The organism is Kitasatospora hibisci, from assembly GCF_043950205.1.
In the GTDB taxonomy this organism is placed as follows: domain Bacteria; phylum Actinomycetota; class Actinomycetes; order Streptomycetales; family Streptomycetaceae; genus Kitasatospora; species Kitasatospora hibisci.
The window spans coordinates 7,872,189-7,893,803 of record NZ_CP171642.1; the positions used below are offsets into that span (position 1 = coordinate 7,872,189).

A 21,615-nucleotide genomic window follows, 5' to 3' on the forward strand; every position below is an offset into this window, starting at 1 on the left:
ACGGGCGAGGTATAGAGAATGTGCAGGAGGTGTGGTGGCGTTGGGGGCGCATGGTGGAGTAAGGGGGCGCATTATGTGCACTTGCCTGACGGCAGGTGCGCTCTGTGCATGCACCTGGCGCCATTCGCCTCCTGTGGTGCATCGGACGGCCCTCCGTCCCCGGCAGCCCGCGCGACGCACGGGCGCGCGGCGTCCCACGCGACGCCGGTGGCAACCGGGCTGCCCCCAGCCGTCGCCGGACACCCGGGCGGGCTGCCCCCGGGTGACGAAGGAGCGGGTGAAGGACCACGGAGAGATGGGGCATCTCCCGGTTCTGCCCTGAGCACTCCAAGATCCTGAGGTCGCCGTCGAGGGCACGTATCTGCGGTGCCTCAAGTATCGCACCGACGACGCGCCTTCGCCTCAACGGTTCCAGCACGACGCGGCGCTCTATGCCGGGTAGCCCCCACGTCTCTGATCGAGCCGCAGTTCGACTCGTTCAACCATCGCAAGCAGCGTCGGACGAGCTGCCGAAACGGCCCGATGAACCGGCTGGCCCCGCTCGTAGCGTAGTCCTCGCCGCGAGTGGGGCCAGCCGGTGGGCGGTCCTGAGAGCAGGTCCTCTGCTGTACCGATCGCAAGGCTCGGCGTCGACTTCACCGGCTGATGGCGTCGCACGGTGGTTCGCCCGGTGTCCCCGTGGGGAGGAGTGCGCGCTCGGCGGGGGTGAAGTCCCTTGCCACGGTCGCGCACAGGGAACGGGCCATCTCCTCCGGGTGCAGGTCCAGGTCCTGGAACCAGCCGTCGCCTGCGACGAGCAGACGGTCGCCGACCACCAGGACTGCGAGTTGGTACGACAGCGGCAGAGTCGCGGACGGCGTGCCGGCCGGGAGCGTCCAGAACTGCAGTGCGTTCACGTTGTAGGTGATCAGCCGGCCGTCTGGGTCCAGGGCGAGCGGGACGCTGAGGTCCGCAGCGGCCGAGGTGATCGGCCGCTCCTTGAGCGTGCCGGAGTCCACGTCCCAGTGCCGTGTGGTGTGGTCCGGGTGGCTCGTGAAGAGTTCCTTGCCGTCCGGGGTGAAGAGCAGGTGCGGCCGCGCCCCGGCTGTGGTGCCGCCATACCCAAGCTTGCCCACGGCCAGTGTCCGGATGCGGGAGCCGGTCCGGATGTTCCACAGTTCCACGGTGCCGCCTGCCCGACCGGAGCCGGTGACCACCGCAATCTCGTCAGGGTGCCGGGGGCGTGCCCGGAGCTGGCCGTAGCTGGCAGAGGGGTTGGCGGTCTGTGAGGGGGTTTTGCGTTCCACCTGGATGGGGGGCGCGATCCGCCGCCCGGTGGCGGCGTCCATCAGCAGGAGCCTGCCGTCCGTGGTGAGGACGGCCATCTCGCTGCCCTGCAAGGCCTCGACAGACTCCACGCCCTTCTCGTGGGCGGGCGCATCACCGTCCTCCCAGTGGAGGTCAACCCGTCGGCCGGCGGGGTCGTCGGCCGCGAACGCCGTGAGCGTGCCGCCGGGTTGTGCCAGCAGGATCCACCGGGAGTCCGCCGACCAGAACGGCTCGGGTTGCTCCGAGGATCGCTCGGGCCGGTAGGTAACGGACTTCCTGGCGTTGGTAGCCGTGTCGGCGACGGTCAGGACGGTGTCCCCGGCCTCCGCGAGCCATCTACCGCTGGGAGCAAGTGCGCCACGGGTGTCGATGTCGTCCCGCAGCAGCCGGCTCGCCCCGTCGACCGGCACGGTCACCGCGGTCAGCAGGGTGTCGGAGGTGGGGAGTAGGAGCGAGACCGTACCGTCGGGCCGGGGCACCACCGCCACGGTCTGCCGCAGGCCGGGACCGTCGTCCGTGGCCGCCGGGATCCGGCTCCGGTAGACCCGGCCCGTGCGCACCTCGGTGGCGGAGATCTCGCGATAGCCCCCCTGCTTGTTCCCCTGGTCCAGGAGGACGAATCCGCCCGTCAGATCGAGTGCGTCGAGCCCGAAGGGCAGGGTGGTGACCTGGTCCGCTCCGGCGCGTGTGGAGAACGCCCGAGCAGGCCCCTCTGTGCCGTCGGTCACGACGATCCACTCGCCGTTGGCGGCGAGTGAGGTGACGCCCTCGGGCGAGACTTCGAAGGTACGGACGTCCTTGCCGGAGGCGATGTCGCGGACCACTCCCGGTTCGCCGGTGAGCGGCCGGCCTTCGAGAACGATGCGGTCTGCGTCGCCCGCGAACGCCAGGGCGACGAAGCGTCCACGCAGTAGGTCAGGAGCTGTCGGGACGGACTGCCCGTCGGCGGTCTCCCAGACGGAGACCCAGAGTGGCTCGGGGGCCCCGGTGGAATCGAACGTCACGTACGTCCGCAGCAGGCGGCTCCCGTCGCTGCTGAAGCTGAGCCCGAGGCTCTCGATCTTGGTATTGGGCTCCGGCAGCCCGTCGAAGACCCGTGGTGCGTCCGTGGTGTGCAGGTCCCAGAGCCGGACGCGGAGCTCGTTGTCGAGGGAGGCGAACCACCGCCCGTCCGGGCTCAGTGCGTTGGCGAAAGCATTCCGAATGTCCACGGGGATGTCGTTCAGCGGCCGTTGGCGGGGGGTGCCGTCGGCCAGCCCGGTCACCACCGTCACGCGGTACTCGTCCGTGCCCTCGATGGAGAACACCACGGCCGTCCTGGCGTCGGGGGTCACCTTCATGTCCTGGAAGCGCCCGGGCCACTGGCCCGGCCGGCTGGCCGAGAGCTGTTGCCCCCGGGTGTACTCGCGCAGAAGAGCGTTGTAGGCCTCCGGCGTCCGACCGGCGCTCCACGCCGCGAGCGCCAGCTGTAACGAGACCGCCGGCTCGTCCGCCGCGTGCTGGCCGGAGACGGTGGCGAGCAGCCGCGACGCCTGGATCCGCAGCTGCGCCCGGGCTTCCTGATTGCTTTGCCTGGCCCAGGCGGCCAGCCCCCCGGCCAGGAGGACCAGGGATGTGAGGCAGACGACGATCGAGCGCAACACCCGGACTTCACGTCTGCGGCGATGGTGGCTGACCCGAATGAACCTGGCCTCGTCTGCTGTGATGTCCTCAGGACGCTCGGCCAGCCGGTCCACGGCCATGGTCAGTGCCCCTCCGCGGAGGAGTTGACCGGGATCCCTCCGGTGCTTCTCCCAGCGCCCCAGTGCCGCGCGCAGTTCCTCCTGCCAAACGCGGAAGTCCCTGGAGTTCTCCAGCCACTCCTCAAGCCGGCGCCACAGGGTGACCAGGGCCTCATGAGCGAGGTCGACGATCTCCTCTCCGCCGGCGGTCCGGCTCAGCACGACGAGCCTGGTGGGAGCGAGCCGCAGGGCGAGGTCCCGTAGGGCCGGGTCGAGGGCTGCGAGCCTGGCGGGATGCCGGGTGAAGCCGCGCACGTTCGGCCGGGCGAGCTGCGTGAAGAGCCTTCGCGCCAGGTCCTCCTCGCCCGCACGCAGGCTGGTCCGCATGCACTCGTCGGCGAAGCCCACCAGAGCACCGGCCAAGCCCCCTAGCTCTTGGTAGGCCGCATGCGTGAGTGTCGATCCGTCCCGGAGATCCCACAGACGGGTCAGGGCGAACTGGACCAGCGGCATTCGCCCCGGTTCGTCGGCTGCTTCCGCGACGATGCGCGCGGGCAGTCCAGCTTCGAACGAGAGACCCGCCACTCCCGCTACCGGGATGGTGACGGCCTCCAGGAGCTGTTCCGGGGACAGCTGCGCCAGGTACTGGGTTGCCGAGCTCAGCAGGTCGGCGTTGGTCGCGTCTACCAGGACGTCCAGGGACTCCGGTCGCGCGGTGGCCACGATCTTGAGGGCGGGGAGTCGTCCGGTGCCTGCACCGGGCCCGCAGAGGGACATCAACAGGCACATCAGCTCCCGGGCCGCCGTGGGATCGGCGGTGACATACTCCTCCAGTTGGTCGATGAAGATGACGAGACCGTTCTCGCCGACCGCCTCCAGGACGTGACCGCGCAGCTCGGCCGTCAATTCGTCGAGCTCCAGGCCGGGTCTGTTCAGCCGGTCGGAGAACAGGTCGGTCAGTTCGGTGACGGCCCGGATCCGTTCGACGGTGGTCCGGTCCGCCGTTAACAGGGGAGCGAGTGTCTGAGCCACCACCGCAGGGGCGCGGACTCCCGGCACGGCGCGCAGTTCGGAGACCGCCAGGGCCGCGCGGGTCCGTAGTCGTGGTATCAGCCCGGCGCGGACGAGGGAGGACTTTCCGCAGCCCGAGGGGCCGACCACGAGGGTCAGCGGGCGTTGATGAACGGCCGCAAGAATGCGCTCCGTGTCCTCATGGCGGCCGTGGAACAGGTCCGCCTCGGCTTCCGTGAACGAGGCGAGGCCGGGGAACGGACACGGTGGCGGGAGTAGCTGCTCGTCGAGCAGGGCGCCGGAGGGGATCAGGTAGGCGGTGGTGGAGTCTGTGCCGCGTTGGACGGCGACCGTCATGCCGACGACGCCGCCCCGGGCTTCGTCCCAGACGGGGGAGCCGCTGAAGCCGCGGGCGATGCGCTGACCGGCCAGACCGGACTCCATCTGTAGCCATCCGGTGCCCTGGCGGCTGCGCAGGCTGCCCGACGCCCACACTCCGTCCTCGGCTCCGCGCGGGAAGCCTATGACCCGGAACGGGTGGTCCCAGACGTTGTCGCCGTCCACCAGCGGCACCGGTCGGGTGTCGGGAACGGGCCGCTCCAGCCGCAGCAGTGCGACGTCGTCGCGGTTCGTGGCGGTCACCGGTCGCCAGACCTCGACCGTGGCGGAGCATCCAGGCACCGCACCGTTCCCGCCACGGATGAGGGGGAACTCCACGAGGACCGGGGCCGCCGGTGCCCGTTCGGCGGATTCGGGTACTCCGACGGCCATGGCGACGACGTGGGCGCAGGTGCAGACGACGTCGGCGTCAATCAGGAACCCGGCGCCCACCACCTCGCCGGACCGGGAGCGGATGCGGACCAGACCGCCGGTCAGGGAGCCGTCGCCGGAAGCTGGTGTCATCGCCAGGCTCAAGTCTGGTCTCCGGTACGGGGCCGCCACTCCACGCTGACCGTGAAGTTGGCCTCCGAAGCGGCCTTGGCCACCACGACACCGGCTTCGGCGGACAACTTGATGCCGAAGTCGACGCGTACGGTGTCCGGAGTGTGGACCATCCCGCGCAGGCCGTCTGCGATGACGTCCAGCGCCGGTCGCAGGTGGCTCATCGCGTCCTGGAGTGTTTCGGAGGTCGCACGGGCCAACGAGGAGGCCCGCCCTACCCGGTCGAATCCCGAATCGTCCCCGTCGGAGACCTCCACCCAGATCCCGCTGCCATCCGCGAGCCGAAGCTCACCCGTGTGGGCCATGGTGCCATTCCCTCCCTAGTCGGCCCACTGATGGTAGTCGAACTCCGCTATTTCGCAGGCGACTTGTTTGACTTCCCTGGCTGACCGGCTCGGACTGCCCGAGGCGTGGTGTCACCGGGCCGGGAAGCCCGAACGGGTTGCGCTACGGCGGACTCCGGTCCGGCTGGAAGCTTGTTGAAGAACACCGCTGGCGCATCTCTCCTGTATGGGCGAGGACCTCGGCCGGGACCCGGTCGGACAGGTTCGACCAGAGGTGCCACCTGTCGCTGACCTGTGCCGCTTCGGGCTGGGCCCGGCGGATCGCCTCGCCGTAGCAGCCGGAGCCGTCGCGGCAGACATACTCGACGCCGGGGTGCTCGCGCAGTCACACGGTCAGCGCCGCGGCGGTGCGGCAGGGTAGGGCGTCGATCCGCTCGCCGGTCTCGGCGTCGATGATCGCGGTTGCGTAGCGGTGCCGGCGCTTGAGGGCGAAATCGCCGACGCCGATCACGCGAGGCACGCGTAGCGGCGTTGCTGCCAGGCGCATCAACAGGCGCAGAGCGGTCGAACGGGAGGTCGCGCAGGCCAGCGAGCGGGAGAGGCGGGCGCCCGTTCGGCCCGCTAACTCCTCGACTAACGAGCCGAGTTGGTCGGCCAGTCGTCGAGTTCGGCGCTGGTAGCGCTCAACGACGTCGGGGGCCTGTTCCCGGAACGTCTGCCGCGAGCAGCCGAGCACCGGGCACACCAGCCGCCGCAGCCTCACCGACAGCACGACCCGGCGTCCGTCGACCGGAACGTCCGCGACCCTCCGCCCGTGGAAGCCGTGCACCCGCCCCGTCGGGAGCCCGCATACCGGGCACGGCACCGGATCGTCCCGGGTCCGCGCCGACACCCGGATCAGCTCGCCTTCGTCCACCACGTCCTCGATGACCAGGGCCGACGGGCCCGAAACATCGCGCTCACAAGCTCGTTGACATCACGCACACCATGCCAACGACGGGCCGTCACACTTGGTCACCACCGATTACGGGACAGAGCCCAGCAGTCGGCGGCCGGGCCGGGCCGGTGCTCGCGGCGCTCGACGGCCGCTGCCGCGGCACGCCCGCACTCGTACGGACCCGATCGGGTCCCACTAGGATGAGGCACCGTCGCGAGTGATCCATCCGCGCACGAAGCGTGCGCACGGCGTGAGGGAAGAGGTGTGTCGTGCCCGAAGCGGAATCCGGTGCGTCCACGCTCGCAGCGAAGCTGGACCGGTTGTTCGACGTGGTCCGCCGTCCCGACCGTGAACAGTACAGTCACGAGGAGGTCGCCCGGGCCTGCCGCGAGGCGACCGGGGAGAGCTTCTCGGCCACCTACCTCTGGCAGCTCCGGACCGGTCGCCGGGACAACCCGACGAAGCGGCACCTGGAAGCGCTGGCACAGTTCTTCCAGGTGCCGCCCGTGTACTTCTTCGACGACCGGCAGAGCGCCAGGATCGCCGAGGAACTGGCGCTGCTCGGAGCGCTGCGCAACGCCGGGGTGCGGGACGTGGCCCTGCGTGCGGTGACCCTCTCGCCCGAAGGCCTCGGCACGATCAGCGACATGATCGAGGCCATCGCCCGCCGTGAGGCCGGGGGCAGGTAGCGGCCTTCGCGGTGCGGCGGATTCCCACGGCGTTTCCGCGTCCGTAGGATCGCCTCCCGATCGAACGCCAGGGGGGCGAATCGTGGGGTATTCGGGTGGGGTTGAGCACGGGCTCTGGCAGCGGTGCAGAGGGGTCGCGGAGTCGATTCCGCTTCCGGAACCGTTCGGCATACCGGCGCTGGCCGAGGAGCTCGCCCTGCGGCGCGGCCGCCCCATCGAACTGATGCCGCTCTCCGGCCCGGCGCCCGCACTCTGCGGGGTGCTGATCAGTACCGACCGGGCGGACTACATCGGCTATCCGGTCGCCACGACGGCACTGCATCAGCAGCACATCGTGCTGCACGAGATCGGGCACCTGCTCTGCGGGCACACCGGGGACTCCGGGACGGGCGGCCCGCCGTCGCACGCCTTGAAGGCCCGGCTGCCGGAGGAACTGCTGCGCAGGGTGCTCGGCCGGTCCGGATACACGGAGCGACAGGAGCAGGAGGCCGAGCTCGTCGCCTCGCTCGCACTGCACCGCGCACTGCACCGCCCCCGCTTCAGGGCGGTCGGCCAATTCGCCGACCAGGTGGCACGGTTGCGATACGTGTTCGGGCTGCCGTCGCGACGCGACGCAGCGCGCCGTGGGTGACCGGACGGCCGCCGTCGCCGGGTGCCTCGCCGGTGCCGTCGCGCTGCTGGGCACGCTCTTCAAGGCCCTGACGGACCGGGGCCGCCGGTCCGACCCGGCGCTTCACTACGGCTACGCCTGCGGGGCGCTGATCGGGGCGGGGATGGCGGCGAGTGCCCCGGCCGCGGCGCCGGCGCTGGTCACCGTGCTGTCCGACCCGAGCCATCTCACCCTGATGGCGGACCAGTTGAAGGTGGCCGCATCCGGAGCACTGGCCATGATGGCCTACTCCACCCGACCGGCCGCCACGGCGCGACGCGCCGTGCGGCGGCAGGCCGCCCTCACGGCCGCCTCCGTGGGGCTGGGCATCGCCGCCTTCCTGGCCGCCTCGCCCGTCCGGGAGGGGGCCACGGTCGTCGTCGGCGGCGCGGGCAGGCCGGTGCTGGCCGCGTACGTCGTGCTCTTCGCCGTCCACACCTCATGGTGTCTGGCGGTCTTCGGGTTCCTGATCGGGCGCTGCGCACGGTGCCTGCCGCCCGGGGCCCTCCGGCTGGGCCTGCGCCTGATGGCGCTCAGCGCGCTGGTGGGCCTGCTGTGGACGGCCGACAGCCTGCACGATCTGGCGAACATCCTCACCACGGGCCGTGAGAACGGTGCGGAGAGCAGGGTGTCCGCGGTGGCGGGCGCCGTCTGTCTCGCACTGGGTTTCGCCGGAGCGACCGCGTCGGCCTGGGCCGACTGGGCCGGCCGCGCGCGGGCGTGGCGCGACCACCGTCGGCTCGGTCCGCTCTGGGCGGCGATGCGGACGGCGCTTCCGGAGATCGAACTCGTCTCCCCGGAGCGGCTGTTCGGTGGACTGCCGGGCCGGCGGCGGGGCGATGTCCGGTTCGCACTGTACCGGCGGATCATCGAGATCCGGGACGGCCAGCTCGCCCTCCGCCCCCATCTCCACCCGGCGGTACCCGTCTGGGTGGGGGAGGTCGCCGGCCCCGCCGGAGCGGAGGAGCTCGCAGCCGTGGTGGAGGCGGCGGCCATCGCCGCCGGTCTGGAGGCGGCCCGGGCCGGGCACCGCTTTCCCGTCGGTCCGGGCGAGGGGTGCGTGCCGCACCCGGTGCCGGCGGACATCCACGAGGAGGCGGCGTGGCTCGTCAAGGTGGCCGCCGCGTACACCGGTTCGCCCGCCGTGACCCACGTCCGCAGCCTGGTGCGCGCTGAGCTGGGCCGCGCCGCGATGCGGCGCTGACCTCGGGGGTACCGCCCCGCCGCCCGGCGTCCAGGGCCGGGGGCGGGGGCGGGGCGGTGCCGATGGGCCGGCCGTGGACGCCGGGCGGGGCCCGATCAGGCTTGGGCCCGATCAGGCTTGGGCCAGCTCCGGCATCAGCGTGTACACCTGGTCGGCCGACTGCGGATCGGCTTCCAGGCAGGCGAGCAGTTCCTCCTTGGCGGTGTCCGTCCGGTCGAGCCCGATCAGGCAACGGGCCCGCTGCAGGCGGGCGTCCACGTCCTCGGCCGAGCCGGGTATCCCGTCGAGCAGCCGGAGCGCCTCGCCGTAGCGCCCGGCGTCGTGGTGGACCACGGCCAGGTTGAACCGCATGCCGGGGTCGCCCGAGAGCTCGACCGCCTGGGCCAGATCGGCGCTCGCGCCGTCCAGATCGCCCTGGCGGTAACGGAGTTCACCGCGCATGGCCCACGCCTGGGGGTATTCGGGGGCGACGGCGAGGGCGGCCTCCCAGGCTTGCGACGCCGCGGCCGTGTCGCCGTCGGCTGCCAGCAACTGGCCTTTGAGGCAGAGGAGTTGTGGGCTGGTCGGGGTGGCCGCGAGGCCGGCCCGGACCTCGCTCCAGGCAAGCCGGTGCTCCCCCGATTCGACGAGCAGCGCTGCCCGGTTGAGACGGGCGTCGGCGAACTGCGGGTCGAGCTGGAGGACGTAACCGAAGTCCGCAACCGCCGCGTCGGTGTCGCCGAGCTCGGCCCGGACGTCCGCGCGGTTGAAGAAGGCCTCGGGAAACGGCGGCGAGAGCCGGATGGCCCGGTCGTAGTCGGCCAGCGCCTGCTCCGGACGGCCCAGGTCGCGCCAGAGCATGCCCCGGTCGAAGTAGTACTCGGCGTAGTTCGGGTCGCACTCGATCACCGCGGTGTAGTCGGCCACGGCCTCGGTGTGGCGGCCGAGGCCCGCGTACACCTGCGCACGGTTGTAGCGCAGTACGGATCGGTGCAGCGCGTGCTCGTGGGGCTCCAGGGTCTCGTCGAGCCGGGCGATGCAGGCGTCCAGCAGTGACAGCGCCTCCTCCAGACGGCCCTGGTGGACCTCGATGAGCGCGAGCCCGTTGCGGTTGAACACCACGCGCGCCTCCCGCTCCTTCGGCTCGGGATGCCACTTGGCGAAGGCGATCGCCTGGTTCACCCAGCTCCGGGCCAGCTGGTGGTCGCGCCGCTCGGCGTCGAAGTGCCGGGTGTGGAGCATGGCCGTGGCGTACGCGGCCTGCATGTGGACCTCGGGTGAGCTGCTGAGCGCCCGGGCCTCGTCGTACAGGGGCAGTGCCAGCTCGGCGAGGCCCAGCGCGGCGTAGGAGGTGGTCATCTTGGTGGTGAAGGCCCACCAGTGGTCCGGGTTGCTCTCGTGGGTGACCAGCCGCCGGCCTCGCTCGCCGAGGTCGAGGACGGCGTGGTAGTAGCCGAGGTCCATGCAGTGGTCGAGGGCGTGCCGCAGGGTGTCGGCTCCGGTGCCGGACGGGTCGCCGCCGCGTTCCGCGTGCCAGGCGATGGCGCCCAGCCGGAGGGAGGACTCACCGGTCGTCTCCAGCTCCGCGCGCCGCAGATCGTGCAGCCTGGCGCGCTCGCTGGGCGGCAGACCCAGGTAGGCGGTGAGCTCGTCCGGGTCGTCGCCGACGCCGTCGCCGTCGATGTAGCGGCGGCCGAGTGCGGCGTCGGCCGGGGCGGTGGAGGGGCCCTCCGCCGGCCGGGCCCGGTCGGACCGGCTGCCGTGGTCCGGCGGCGCGAGCACCTCGCACCAGGTGGCGAGGGCGGTCGGGAGGTCCTCACCCCCGATGCCGGCCGGGCGCTCCGGCGGTTCGCTGCCGGTGCTGACGACCACGGTGAGCAGCACGGGGTCGATGCGGCGCAGCAGGACGGCGAGGAACTCGGCGTCGGTGGGGTCGGCCCGGTGCGCGTCGTCGATGATCAGTGAGCGCGGGCCGGACCCGAGCGAGCCCAGGTACGCCTCCAGGAACTCGACCAGGCCGTGGGCGATCCGCAGCGTGCGCAGCGCGGAGTAGAAGCGGGTGCGCTCCTTGGGCACCGCGAGGGACGTCAAGGTCTCGCGGGTGGCGGGCACCAGGTTCCGTAGCTCCGGCGTGGTGGAGAGGATTTCGATGTCGTGGCCGGTGACGGCCTCGGGGCAGCGCGCGAGCGCGTCCGGGACGATCGCCCGCAGGATCGAGCCGACGGCGGTGTAGGGCCCGCGCAGCCGGCGGTCGGCGTTCACCGCGGCCAGCACGGGCGGCAGGCCGAGCCGCTCGCGGACGTCGACGCGGGCGGGGCGCCCGGCGGCGCGGACCCAGTGGTGGCGGTGTTCGGCCATGACACGGCTGCCTTTCGTGCGGGTGGCGCGGGGGCGCGGGGGCGCAGGGGTGGAGGTGCGTAGGTGTGCGTAGGTGCGGCGTGCGGGGCTCAGGCCGACCGGGAGGAGCGCCGCTCGCGGGCGGCGAGGACGACGACGGCCGCGGTCTGCCCGAGGCTGAGCAGCATGAGGGCGAGCGAGTCGAGGCGGCCGGCCAGGGAGGCCTGGCCGGTCAGGCGCAGCCACATGTCGTGCAGCATCCGGTACGCCGTCGGTAGGACGACTCCGGCGAACATCGTGAGGGTGAACGCGTAGCCCACCAGCATCAGCCAGGCGTACCAGCGCGCAACCCTCCGGTCCGCCGGGTGGTGCGCGGAGAGGTCCAGCGGCGGCCTTCCGGTGGCCCGGCGAACGGCGTTGCGCAGGACGTCGGTTGCGGCGGCATGGAGGTCCACGCAGCCGAGGACCGTACTGAGCAGGACGTAGACGTCGGTCCGCAGGTAGAAGAATCCCTGCCAGGCGAGGCGCAGTGCCGTGGCGTAGGCCATCGCGAGACAGAGCGACGCGGCCGGTTCGCCGGCGTCGAGGGTCGCGTCGGCGACCAGGGTGAGCACGGCGATCACCAGGGCGTCGGCCAGCATCCCGGCCATGATGGGCAGATAGCGCTTCCGGCGCGGCACGCCGACCAGTCCGTCGAGGGAGGTCTCCAGCACCAGGTAGACGAGGCGGCGGCCGATGGAGAGCCGTGAGCGCAGGCCGAGCCGGCGGCCGGCCAGGGCGTGGAACGCCTCGTGCAGGGCGAGCAGTGGAACCTGACCGATGAACAGCATCAGCACGACGAGGGTGTAGGACGAGCTGAAGAACAGGTTGTCGATGCGTGGGACCAGCTCTGGCACCCGGACCATCTCCGCCACGGCGAAGGCTGCCACGAGCGCGTAGCCCACGAGTGCCGGTGGACTGAACACCAGGCGGCCCAGGCGCTGCCAGCGCACCGGCGCGGCCGCTCCGGCGGCCGGGTCGTCGCCGCCGGGGCGGACGAGGTCGAGATCCACGAGCGTCTCGACCAGGTCGGCGATGTCGACGCTCTCGCCGTGGGCCGTCCGGTGGTTCTCGGCAGCCTCGCGGGGAGTGAGGCCCTCGTCCAGCATCCGGACCAGCTCGGCGCCGTCGGCGGGGAAGACGGCGTAGGTGTCGGTCTCCGGGCTGCCGATGGTGACCTCGTCGGCCTCCGGCAGGTACACGAGTCGGCGGAGCGGTACCGGCTGGTCCAGATCGAAGCCGGGGGCGGTGGAGCCGCTGTCCGTGGGGGAGTGCACGGATCCTCCTGCGCGAGGTGGGCGGGGGCGGGGTGGAGCGGCGCGGTGCGGGCCGGACCTGGTGGCCCCCCCCCCGCGTTCCCCCTCTGCCCCGGGGGAGGGGGTCGGTCAGTTCTGCACGGCGCAGGACCACGGCAGGTACAGCGCGCGGGCCGCGCTGGTCAGGCGGACCGGGCCGGCCTTGCGGACGACGATCTTCTTCATCGCACACACCTCCTTCGGTGACTGGGGTTCAACGGCGCCGTCAGCTGGTGTGAATGCAAGCCATCGCTCAATTCACACCAGCTTTGGCGATGAGCCAAGGGTGATGAGCGTGTGATGATCGTGTCAATGGATCGGAATTCCCTGACCGGGAGCCCTTCTCGGCATTCGTCAGGAACTTCCAGCTCGCTGGCCGTGCGGAGGTCTCGGCGGCCCAAGGGCAACTAATAAACTGAAAGAAGTGGTCTGATTCACGCCATCCACATGAGTTGACCACGCGCCCCACGGGGCGCAGGAATGCGCGGTGAGGGCCCCGGGCGCCCTGCGGGCGCGACGGCGATACTGGAGCTGAACGCCGTGCGCCCGCGCGGCGGCGAGAGGGGCCCGGCCATGGCTGCTGCTCCCAGGAAACCCTCCGATGACCGGCGTGCCAGAACCGAGGCGATGCACCAGGAGGACCAGCGGCGCAAGCGCCGCCGGAAGATCGTGTACTCGGCAGTGGCCGGTCTCATCGTGGCCGGCGTGCTGGCGGGCGGCATCTGGGCCGTCACCACCGCCGACGACGGCGCGCCCACGGGCAAGGCCCCGATCGCCGGGGTGCAGACCTTCGGGATGCTCGGGCGCACGCACGTGCAGACGCCGGTGGCGTACCCGCAGACCCCACCCGTCGGGGGTGACCACAGTCCGGTCTGGCTCGACTGCAACGGAGACGTCTACACCGAGCCCGTCCCGAACGAGAACGCCGTCCACTCCCTGGAGCACGGCGCGGTCTGGATCACCTACAACGACCGGGCCTCCCCGGCCGACGTCGCCGCACTCGCGGCCAAGGTCCAGGGCAGGCCGTACACCTTCCTGAGCCCCTACCCGACGGAGCAGGGGAAGATCACCCTCACCGCTTGGGGCAACCAGCTGGTGGTGGACGGCCCGGCCGACCCCCGCGTGGATGCCTTCCTCGCCCAGTACGTGCAGGGGCCGCAGACGCCGGAGCCCGGCGCCCCGTGCACGGACGGGCTCGTGCCGTAGCCACCCGGGGCGCGTCCGGCACGTCGCCCCTGGGTGCTGCCGCCGCGTGCCGGCGCCCCCCCGTGCCTGCGGGTGCCGCCGGGTGCGGGCCGCGCCGGCCGCGCCGGCCGGGGCTGGGATGCGGCGGGCGCGGTCCGGGCGCAGGGTCGAGGTATGAGCGGAGTCATCGTGCTGGTCGAGCTGGAACCGTCGACCGAGGTGCTGGACGCGGGCGAGGTCGACGTGGGAGCCCGGATCCGGTGGGTGCACGCGGCGCCGTCCGATCCGGACGTGCCGGAGGACCCGGGGCCGGTCACCTTCTGCGGGATCGACACCCGGGATCTGGAGCGGGAGCCCTACCGGCCGGCCGGGCCGGGGGATCCGTGGTACCCGCCCTCGCAGCGGACCAGGCGCTGCCGCGAGTGCGAGGCCGCACTCAAGGCGCTCTGAGCCGGGCGGGGGCGCGTGCCCTGACCGCCCCTGGGCGGGGCGTGCGCGTGCCCGGGTGGGCGGGCCGGGGCCGCCCGTCCGGGCGGTGGGGCCTGCCCGTGCGGGCCGTTCAGGACGCCGCCTCGACGATGTGGCCGTCCTGGAGCTCGATCACCCGGTCGGCGAGCTCCATCAGGGTGGGGTCGTGCGTGGCGACCAGCGCGGTGACGCCCTCGCCGCGGACCACCGCGCGCAGCAGCTGCATGATCGCGCGGCCGGTCTCGGAGTCGAGCTGGCCGGTGGGTTCGTCGGCGATGATCAGATCGGGCTCGTTGGCCAGGGCGCGGGCGATGGCGACGCGTTGCTGCTGCCCGCCGGAGAGTTCGCCGGGGCGCTGGTCGGCGTGGTCGGCGAGCCCGACCATGGCCAGCAGCGTGCGGGCCCGCTCCTCGCGTCGGGCGCTCGGGACCTTGCGCAGCCGCATCGGCACGCCGACGTTCTCGGCCGCGGTGAGGACGGGGATCAGACCGAAGGACTGGAACACGAAGCCGATCCGGTCCCGGCGCATCGCCAGCCGGGCCTCCTCGTCCAGGCCGGCCAGCTCGGTGCCGTCCAGCGCGATGGTGCCGCCGGTGGGGTTGTCCAGGCCGCCGACCAGGTTGAGCAGGGTGGTCTTGCCGGAGCCCGACCGGCCCTTCAGCGCGGTCAGTTCGCCCCGGCCGATGGTGAAGGAGACGCCGCGCAGCGCGTGCACGGCCCGCTCGCCGGTGCCGAAGCTGTGGCGGAGGTCGGTGACGGCCACCATCGGCGCGGTCGTGGGTGTGGTCACGGTACCGACCGGTTGCTGTGTCATTCGGCGTCCCCCTGGCGGTCTGTCGCTTCTGCGGTTCTGCGGTTCTGCGGTCGGAGCGGCGTCCTCGGCCTGCCGTACGGGCCGCCGTGAACGTGAATTCGGTGACGTGTCCATGGCCTTTTGATGGCCCGTCACCTGGGCGTGCACGCTCAACGGGAAGAATTTGCTCACCGGTTACATGATTCGCGCAAGTCCCTTCCGTTCCGAGTACGAATCTGACAGCATCGTCCGCTATCCGGTGATCAAGTGCCGGTGATCATCACTCCGGCTCGTGACGGGCGCTCATCCCCGGCCGGACCCTGTCCGGGTCGGCCGGGCCGCTGCGCGGAAGCCGGGGCGATTCGTCAGGGGGAGGAACGGGATGCTCGGCTTCGTCGTGCGCCGGTTGCGCGGGCGACTGCCGCTGGCCGGCGCCGTCCTGCTCACCGTGCTGATCACCACGGCGGTGCTCACCGCACTGGTGGCGTTCAACCGTACGGTCGGGGAGGCCGGGCTGCGCCAGTCCCTGCAGGGGGGTGGTCACGCGCGGACCACGGTGCTGGTGACCGGCGAGCACGGTCTCGACAAGCGGGCGGCCGACGACGCGGCGGTCACCGCCTACGGCAGCGGCCTCTTCGGCGGCCTCGCCGTGCGGACGGACAGCGTCGCCCGCAGCCGCTCGTACGGTCTTCCGGCCGCGGGCCCCGTCGGTGATGCCACCGGTGCACCCACCCTCACATCCGCGGGCACGCCCACCGGCGCGAAGACCCCGGACCTCACGTTGCTCGCCTCCCTCGACCGCGGCCGCGTCCGACTGCTGGCCGGCGCCTGGCCCGCGCCCGTCGAGCGCCGCGCCCCGGGCGGCTCCGCCCAGGACGGCTCAACCCCGGGTGCCGCGACCCCGACGCCCGTCGAGGTCGGTGCCCCGCAGACCACGCTGGCGCGGCTCGGCCTCGACGCCGGGGCCCTGCCCGCCGAGGTCCGGCTCGACGACCGCCTCGACGGCCGGGCGCTCACCGTCCGCATCACCGGCGTCTACCGCGCCGAGGATCCCGCCGACCCCTACTGGCGGCTCGACACCCTGGGTGGCCGGGAGATCCAGACCGGCGGCTTCACCACCTTCGGCCCGCTGCTGGTCGACGACTCCGCCTTCACCACCGCCGCCGTCCCGCAGAGCAGCCGCGGCTGGCTGCTCGGCGCCGACTTCACCGGCATCCGGGACTCCGGGGCCGCCGCCGTCCGGGACCGCGCCCCCGGCCTGGCGAGCGACCTCACCGGTGCGACCGGGCTGCAGGTCCGGACCGAACTCCCGGCGGTCCTCCGGGAGGTGGAGTCCAGCGCCCTGGTCGCCCGCTCCACCCTGTTGATCGGCGCCCTCCAACTCGCCGTCCTGGCCGCCGCCGTGCTGCTGCTCGTGGTCCACCTGACGGCCGCCCGGCAGGAGGGGGAGAACGCCCTGCTGGCCGCTCGCGGCGCCTCCGGAGCCCGCCTCGGCGTCTTCTCCGCCACTGAGGCGCTGCTGCTCGCCCTGCCCGCCGCGCTCCTCGCGCCACTCTGCACGCCGCTGCTGCTCGGCGTGCTCGCCCGCCGGGGACCGCTCGCCCGGGTGCCGCTCGACACCGGGCCGAGTTGGACGCTCTGGCCGATCGCCGCCGTCTGTGCGCTCGCCTGCGTCCTCCTCACCACCGCGCCGACGCTGGTGCGCGGGGCCGGCGGCGCGGTGCTGCGCCGCGCGGGGCGGCGCCAGGCGCTGGTCGCCGGTGCGGCGCGCTCCGGCGCCGACCTCGCGGTGGTCGCCCTCGCCGCCCTCGCCTACTACCAACTGGCCCACTACGAGGGTGGACTGTCGGCGGGCGCGGACGGCCGGCTGAACCCCGACCCGGTCCTGATCGCCGCCCCCACCCTGGCGCTCGGCGCCGGCACCCTGCTCGTGCTGCGCCTGCTCCCGCTCGCCGCCCGTCTCGGCGGCCGGATCGCCGCCCGCGGCCGAGGCCTGGTGCCCGCCCTGGCCGGCTGGCAGCTCGCCCGCCGTCCCGGCCGGGCCGCCGGCCCGGTGCTGCTGCTGGTCCTGGCGGTCTCCACCGGCGTGCTGGCGCTCGGCCAGCAGAGCACCTGGTCCGCCTCCCAGCACGACCAGGCGGCCTTCGCCACCGCCGGCGGCCTGCGGATCACCGGGTCGCAGCTGCCCGCGATGGGCCAGGCCGGCCGGTACGGCGCGCTGCCCGGGGGCGACCGGCTGATCCCCGTGATCCGCCAGGAGCACTCGCTGGCGGACGGCTCCCCTGCCCAGGTGCTCGCCCTCGACGCCGCGGGCTTCGCGGCCCGCGTCCCGGTCCGCCCCGACCTGCTCGGCGGGCAGAACCGACGGGACCTCTACGCCCCGCTCGCCGCACCCGCGGCCGGGCCCGGCCCCGTGCCCGCCGGGGCCGCCCAGGGCGGTGTGCCGCTGCCGGGCGCGCCGGCCCGGATCGACCTCGACCTCAGCAACGGACCGTCGGCGGCGGGCGGCCTCCCGCCGGAGGCCTGGGTCCTGCTGCGGGACCGCTTCGGCGACACCTTCCGCGTCCCGCTGACCGGCGTCCCCGCCCGCGGCAGCGCGGTGGCCACCGCCGACCTCGCCGCCGTCGCCGGGGCCCCGGTCGGCACGCCCGCCGCCCCGCTCACCCTCGCCGGCCTGATCCTCGCCCTCGGCACGGAGCAGGGCCCGCCCCTCGTGGGGGAGCTGAGCGTCCGGGGGATCGCGGTCGCCGACAGTGCGGCCGGGCCGGCCACCGCCGTCCCCGCCCCGGCCGGCCCGGCCTGGAGGACGAGCACCGCCCCGGGCGAGGCCGGTTCCGGCTCCGAGGTCCTGCCGGACCGGCCCGGACGCCTGCTCGGGCTCCGGTACGCACCCGGGAGCAGCGGCGTCCGCCAGGCCGTCCTGGTGCCCTCCGGTCCGGAGACCCCGGCCGTGCTGCCAGGCCTCGCCACCCGCGCCTACCTCGCCGGCCTCGGCGCGGCCGTCGGCGACACCGTCCAGGTGACGCTCGGCGCCAACGGCCTGAAGGTCAGGATCACCGGGGTGGTCGACTCGGTGCCGGTCGCCGGCAGCACCGCCCTGGTCGTCGATCTCGCCGCCACCGGACGCCTCCTCGCCGCCGGCGGCCGCCAGCTGCCCGCCGTCACCGAGTGGTGGCTGCCCGCCACCGGGCCGGACGATCCGGTGCCCGCCCGAGCGGCGGCCGCGCTGCGCGACACCCCCGGTGGACAGCAGCTGCTGCTCGACGCCGAGGTCGCCGACGGCCTGCTCGCCGACCCGCTCAGCGCCGCCCCGCAGAGCGCGCTCGCCGCCATCGCCCTGGCCAGCACCGTGCTGGCCGCCATCGGCTTCGCCGCGGCCGCCGCGGCCTCCGCCCGCGAGCGCGCCGCCGAGTTCACCGTGCTGCTAGCCCTCGGCACCCCCAGGCGGTGGCTGCTCCGCACGGCCGCGGCCGAACAGGCCGTGCTGGTCCTGCTGGGCAGTCTCGTCGGCCTCGGCCTCGGCGCCCTGATCGTCCGCCTGATCGTGCCGCTCCTGGTGCTCACCCCGGCGGCCCGCCGGCCGGTCCCCGAGGTCCTGGTGGACCTGCCGCTCGGCTGGTCGCTGCTGCTCACGGCCGCGATCGCCGTCGTACCCCTGCTGTCGGCCTTCCTGATCGGGCACAGCCGTCGAGACGTGGCCGCCCGGCTGCGGCACGTGGAGGAGATGTGAGCACCCAGGCCGACACCCGCACCCCCCGCCCCGCCGGGGCCGGGCCGACGGCCGTCCACCGGCCCGCGCCCTGGGTCCGCACCCGGCTGCGGTCGGGGCGGCTCGCCGCCCTGCTCATGGCGGCGCTCGCGTTCGGCACCGTCCTCCTCGCCGCGGCCTTCCCGCGCGCCCTCGACCGTGGGACGGACGACGCGCTGCACCGCTTCCTGCAGGACCGCGGGCCGTCCTGGAACAGCCTGGTGGCCACCGCCGCCCACCGCAACGACGCCGCCGACCTCGACGAGGTGGCCCGCAGGCTCGCGGCCCGCCCCGGCACCACGTTCCACTACGGCGAGCCCGGCCCGGTGTACGGGGCGCGCGGCGACAAGCCCCGCCCGCTCGCCAACCACGGCTACGCCCGCCCCGACGGCCTCCCGCCGAAGATCGGCCTGACGTACCTGCACGGGATCGCCGACCGGGCCACCGTGGTGGCGGGCGTCTGGCCGACCGAAGCCGGCGGCCCGGACGGCCCGATCCCGATCGCGCTCAGCAGGAACGCGGCCGACAGCATCGGCATCCGCCTCGGCGACGTCCTGCTCGGCGGCGAGGAGGGCGGGGACACGGTCCGGGCGAAGGTGGTCGGCCTCTACACCGTCGACGACCCGCACGACCCGTACTGGGCCGACGCGGGCTGCCTCGACCGCGCCTGCGCGCAGGGCAACCCGCACGTCACCCTCGTCGCCGACGGCGTCGTCGCCGCCGGGGCGCTGGAGCGGATCGCCGAGTGGGGCGTCCGCACCACCGACTTCTGGCGGCTGCCGGTCGACTCCGGCGCCCTGCACGCCCGCAGCCTGCCCGAGACCGGCCGGGAGATCTCCGGCTACCTGAGCGGCCCCACCGCCGTCGCGCTGGCCGCCCACACCGGCCGGGACGACCTCAGCATCACCTCCCAGCTGCCCGCGGCGTTCAAGCAGGCCGCCGCCCGGCAGGACGCCGCGGCGCCGCTCGCCGCGATCGGTCCGGCCGGCCTGGCCGGAGTCGGCGCCCTGGTTCTCTTCCTGGCCGCCGGCCTCGCCACCGACCGCCGCACCACCGAACTGCGGCTGCTCCAGGCCCGCGGTGGCTCCCGCGGCGGCGTCCTGCTGCGTCTGCTCGGCGAGGGCGCGGTGACCGTGCTCCCCGCCGCCGTGGTGGCGACCGCACTCGCCCTCCGGCTGGTGCAGACCCCGCGCTGGACGGAGGCCGTGCTGGCCGCCCTCGCCGTCACCCTGATCGCCCTGCTGGGCTTCCCCGTCCGCGCGGCGACGTTCTGGTCCAAGCCGCGCCGGAGGAACGGCGGGCGCCGACTGGTCGGGGAACTCCTGGTACTGGTCGCCACCGCCGCGGCCGTGCTGGAGGTCCGCCGGCGCGGCGTGGCACCGGACGGCCAGGGGCTGGACCTGCTGCTCGTCACGGCCCCGCTGCTGCTCGCCGCCACCGGCGGCCTCGTGCTCGCCCGGCTCCAGCCCGTCGTGGTCGGAGCACTCGCCCGGGTGGCCGGCCGGCGCTCCGGACTGATCGGCTTCCTCGGCCTGGCCCGCGCCGCCCGCGGCTCCGGGGGCCGGGCCCGGCCCTCGCTGCTGCCCCTGCTCGCGCTGACCCTCGCCGTCACCACGGCGGGCTTCGGTGCCACCGTGCTGGACGCGGTCGACGGAGCCCGGCTGCGCGCCGCCCGCGGCGTGGTCGGCGGCGACGCGGCCGTGGGCACCCCCACCGGTGTCTCGCTGCCGTCGCAGTTCACCGAGGCCGCCGCCGCCATGCCCGGCGTCCGGCTCGCCACCAGCGTCTGGTGGGAGAGCGAGGTGTTCCTGCTCGGCAGCGACGCCGGGCCGGTCCGGGTCAGCGCCCTGGTCGTCGACCCGTGGTCCTACGCCGAGCTCTCCAGGAGCGTCGGCCGCGGGGCGTTCGACCCGGCCCTGCTCGCCGGCGGTGCGGGCGGTCCCGACGCGCCGCTGCCCGCCCTCTTCAGCACCGCGTTGGGCGAGCGGCTCGGCGGCGACGGCTACCGGCTGCGGCTGCCCAACGGCTGGGAGCTCAAGGCCGCGGTCGCCGGCCGGATCGGCGCCACGCCCGCGCTGGTCGGGGACGGGCGCAAGTTCGTCGTGCTGCCGTCCGGGCCCGCGGTCGCGCAGCGCTCCGAACTCGGGCAGCCCAACCTCTGGTTCGCGGTGGGCGACATCGACGAACGGCAGCTGAAGCGGCTGGTGCGGGAGCTGGCGCCGCCGGCGGCCTGGCGGGTCGCCTTCGGGGAGCACCCCGGGGCGGTGCTCCCCCCGGCGGCGACCGGGGTCGAGCCGTCGCCCGCCTCCGGAGCGGTCTCGGCGGGCGCTTCCGGGGCGGTCCGCGCGCCCGCTGCGCCGGCCTCCCCGCCCGCGTCCGGGACGGCCGCGCCGCCGGCGGGCGCCGGCCCGGGGGCCGCTGCCGCCGGCGCAGCCGCCGAGGCCGACACCGTGCCGAGCGGCTTCCAGGTGCGCACCGGCGGCACGCTGGCCGCCGAGTTCGCGGCCGACCCGCTCCAGCGCTCGGCCGGCCGGCTGTTCTGGGCCGCCGTGATCGGCGCCGCCGGCTTCGCGCTGCTCGCCGTCCTGCTGACGCTGGTCCGGACCGCACCCGAACGCGCCGCCCTGCTGGCCCGGCTGCGCACCATGGGCCTGCGCCCCCGGCAGGGCCTGGCCCTGATCCTCGCCGAGACCGTGCCGCAGACCCTCGTCGCCGCCGTCGGCGGCGGGTTGGTGGCACTGGCCGCGTCCGCCCTGCTCGGCCCGGCGTTCGACCTCTCCGTGCTGGTCGGCGCGGAGGTCCCGCCGGGGCTGGAGCCCGCGGTGCTGCCGGTGCTGCGCCAGGTGCTCGGACTGGTGGCCCTGGTCACCGCCGGCGTGCTCGCCGAGGCGCTGATCGCCGGACGGCGGCACATCGCCACCGAGCTGCGGGTGGGGGAGCAGCGTTGACGCACAGTGGACGGGCCCGGCCGTACGGCTGGGCGGACGGCAAGGGAATCGGTCCGCGGCGATCGCGGCCACAGGCGC

12 protein-coding genes and 1 pseudogene are annotated in these 21,615 nt (G+C 74.0%); 7 read left to right on the forward strand and 6 right to left on the reverse strand.

Going from position 1 to position 21,615, the window contains the following annotated elements:
• Window positions 1–635 precede the first annotated feature (635 nt).
• The 3 genes and pseudogenes from ACF9IK_RS34120 to ACF9IK_RS34130 all read right to left on the reverse strand — a co-directional run.
• A complete protein-coding gene (locus ACF9IK_RS34120; RefSeq protein ID WP_395297934.1) occupies window positions 636–4,943 on the reverse strand; it encodes a trypsin-like peptidase domain-containing protein in 4,308 nt (1,435 codons plus the stop codon).
• Window positions 4,944–4,951: 8 nt separating this feature from the next.
• Window positions 4,952–5,287 (reverse strand): CU044_2847 family protein, encoded by a 336-nt coding sequence (locus ACF9IK_RS34125; RefSeq protein ID WP_395297935.1) that lies wholly within the window; start codon window positions 5,285–5,287, stop codon window positions 4,952–4,954.
• Window positions 5,288–5,492: 205 nt separating this feature from the next.
• Window positions 5,493–6,250, reverse strand: a pseudogene (locus tag ACF9IK_RS34130) (ISL3 family transposase); the annotation flags it as partial.
• 222 nt (window positions 6,251–6,472) lie between these two features.
• Here ACF9IK_RS34130 and ACF9IK_RS34135 point away from each other — a divergent pair.
• The 3 genes from ACF9IK_RS34135 (at window position 6,473) to ACF9IK_RS34145 (ending at window position 8,745) form a co-directional block, all read left to right on the forward strand.
• On the forward strand, window positions 6,473–6,892 hold the full coding sequence (locus tag ACF9IK_RS34135) for a helix-turn-helix domain-containing protein (protein WP_238859328.1): 420 nt from the start codon (window positions 6,473–6,475) through the stop codon (window positions 6,890–6,892).
• Between the two features lie 82 nt (window positions 6,893–6,974).
• Window positions 6,975–7,523 (forward strand): ParH-like protein, encoded by a 549-nt coding sequence (locus ACF9IK_RS34140; protein WP_395297936.1) that lies wholly within the window; start codon window positions 6,975–6,977, stop codon window positions 7,521–7,523.
• Window positions 7,516–8,745: an MAB_1171c family putative transporter gene (locus ACF9IK_RS34145; protein ID WP_395297937.1), complete on the forward strand. Its 1,230-nt coding sequence runs from the start codon at window positions 7,516–7,518 to the stop codon at window positions 8,743–8,745. Before ACF9IK_RS34140 ends, ACF9IK_RS34145 begins: the two co-directional genes overlap by 8 nt.
• A 111-nt stretch (window positions 8,746–8,856) precedes the next feature.
• Here ACF9IK_RS34145 and ACF9IK_RS34150 read toward each other — a convergent pair whose 3' ends face one another.
• Window positions 8,857–11,082, reverse strand: coding sequence for a tetratricopeptide repeat protein (locus tag ACF9IK_RS34150; RefSeq protein ID WP_395297938.1), 2,226 nt, complete (start codon window positions 11,080–11,082; stop codon window positions 8,857–8,859).
• Window positions 11,083–11,171: 89 nt separating this feature from the next.
• Window positions 11,172–12,377 (reverse strand): hypothetical protein, encoded by a 1,206-nt coding sequence (locus tag ACF9IK_RS34155; protein WP_395297939.1) that lies wholly within the window; start codon window positions 12,375–12,377, stop codon window positions 11,172–11,174.
• A gap of 645 nt (window positions 12,378–13,022) precedes the next feature.
• On the opposite strand from ACF9IK_RS34155, the gene ACF9IK_RS34160 reads away from it, so the two are divergent.
• Both ACF9IK_RS34160 and ACF9IK_RS34165 read left to right on the forward strand, forming a co-directional pair.
• Window positions 13,023–13,601, forward strand: coding sequence for a DUF3105 domain-containing protein (locus tag ACF9IK_RS34160; RefSeq protein ID WP_395297940.1), 579 nt, complete (start codon window positions 13,023–13,025; stop codon window positions 13,599–13,601).
• A 153-nt stretch (window positions 13,602–13,754) separates the two neighbouring features.
• Complete coding sequence (locus ACF9IK_RS34165; protein ID WP_395297941.1) at window positions 13,755–14,030, forward strand: hypothetical protein; 276 nt, start codon at window positions 13,755–13,757, stop codon at window positions 14,028–14,030.
• A 109-nt stretch (window positions 14,031–14,139) separates the two neighbouring features.
• On the opposite strand, the gene ACF9IK_RS34170 is transcribed toward ACF9IK_RS34165, so the two are convergent.
• Window positions 14,140–14,862, reverse strand: a complete 723-nt coding sequence (locus tag ACF9IK_RS34170; RefSeq protein ID WP_395297942.1) for an ABC transporter ATP-binding protein — start codon at window positions 14,860–14,862, stop codon at window positions 14,140–14,142.
• Window positions 14,863–15,223: 361 nt separating this feature from the next.
• Here ACF9IK_RS34170 and ACF9IK_RS34175 point away from each other — a divergent pair, with 361 nt between their 5' ends.
• Complete coding sequence (locus ACF9IK_RS34175; protein ID WP_395297943.1) at window positions 15,224–18,571, forward strand: FtsX-like permease family protein; 3,348 nt, start codon at window positions 15,224–15,226, stop codon at window positions 18,569–18,571.
• Entirely contained in the window at window positions 18,568–21,537 is a 2,970-nt protein-coding gene (locus tag ACF9IK_RS34180; RefSeq protein WP_395297944.1) for a hypothetical protein, read from the forward strand. Before ACF9IK_RS34175 ends, ACF9IK_RS34180 begins: the two co-directional genes overlap by 4 nt.
• The last annotated feature ends 78 nt before the right edge of the window (window positions 21,538–21,615 follow it).

Coding starts and splice junctions, on each gene's coding strand:
- ACF9IK_RS34160 (WP_395297940.1), top strand. CDS start 13,023: ATGCACCAGGAGGACCAGCGGCGCAAGCGCCGCCGGAAGATCGTGTAC.
- ACF9IK_RS34150 (WP_395297938.1), bottom strand. CDS start 11,082: ATGGCCGAACACCGCCACCACTGGGTCCGCGCCGCCGGGCGCCCCGCC.
- ACF9IK_RS34125 (WP_395297935.1), bottom strand. CDS start 5,287: ATGGCCCACACGGGTGAGCTTCGGCTCGCGGATGGCAGCGGGATCTGG.
- ACF9IK_RS34120 (WP_395297934.1), bottom strand. CDS start 4,943: ATGACACCAGCTTCCGGCGACGGCTCCCTGACCGGCGGTCTGGTCCGC.
- ACF9IK_RS34165 (WP_395297941.1), top strand. CDS start 13,755: ATGAGCGGAGTCATCGTGCTGGTCGAGCTGGAACCGTCGACCGAGGTG.
- ACF9IK_RS34170 (WP_395297942.1), bottom strand. CDS start 14,862: ATGACACAGCAACCGGTCGGTACCGTGACCACACCCACGACCGCGCCG.
- ACF9IK_RS34175 (WP_395297943.1), top strand. CDS start 15,224: ATGCTCGGCTTCGTCGTGCGCCGGTTGCGCGGGCGACTGCCGCTGGCC.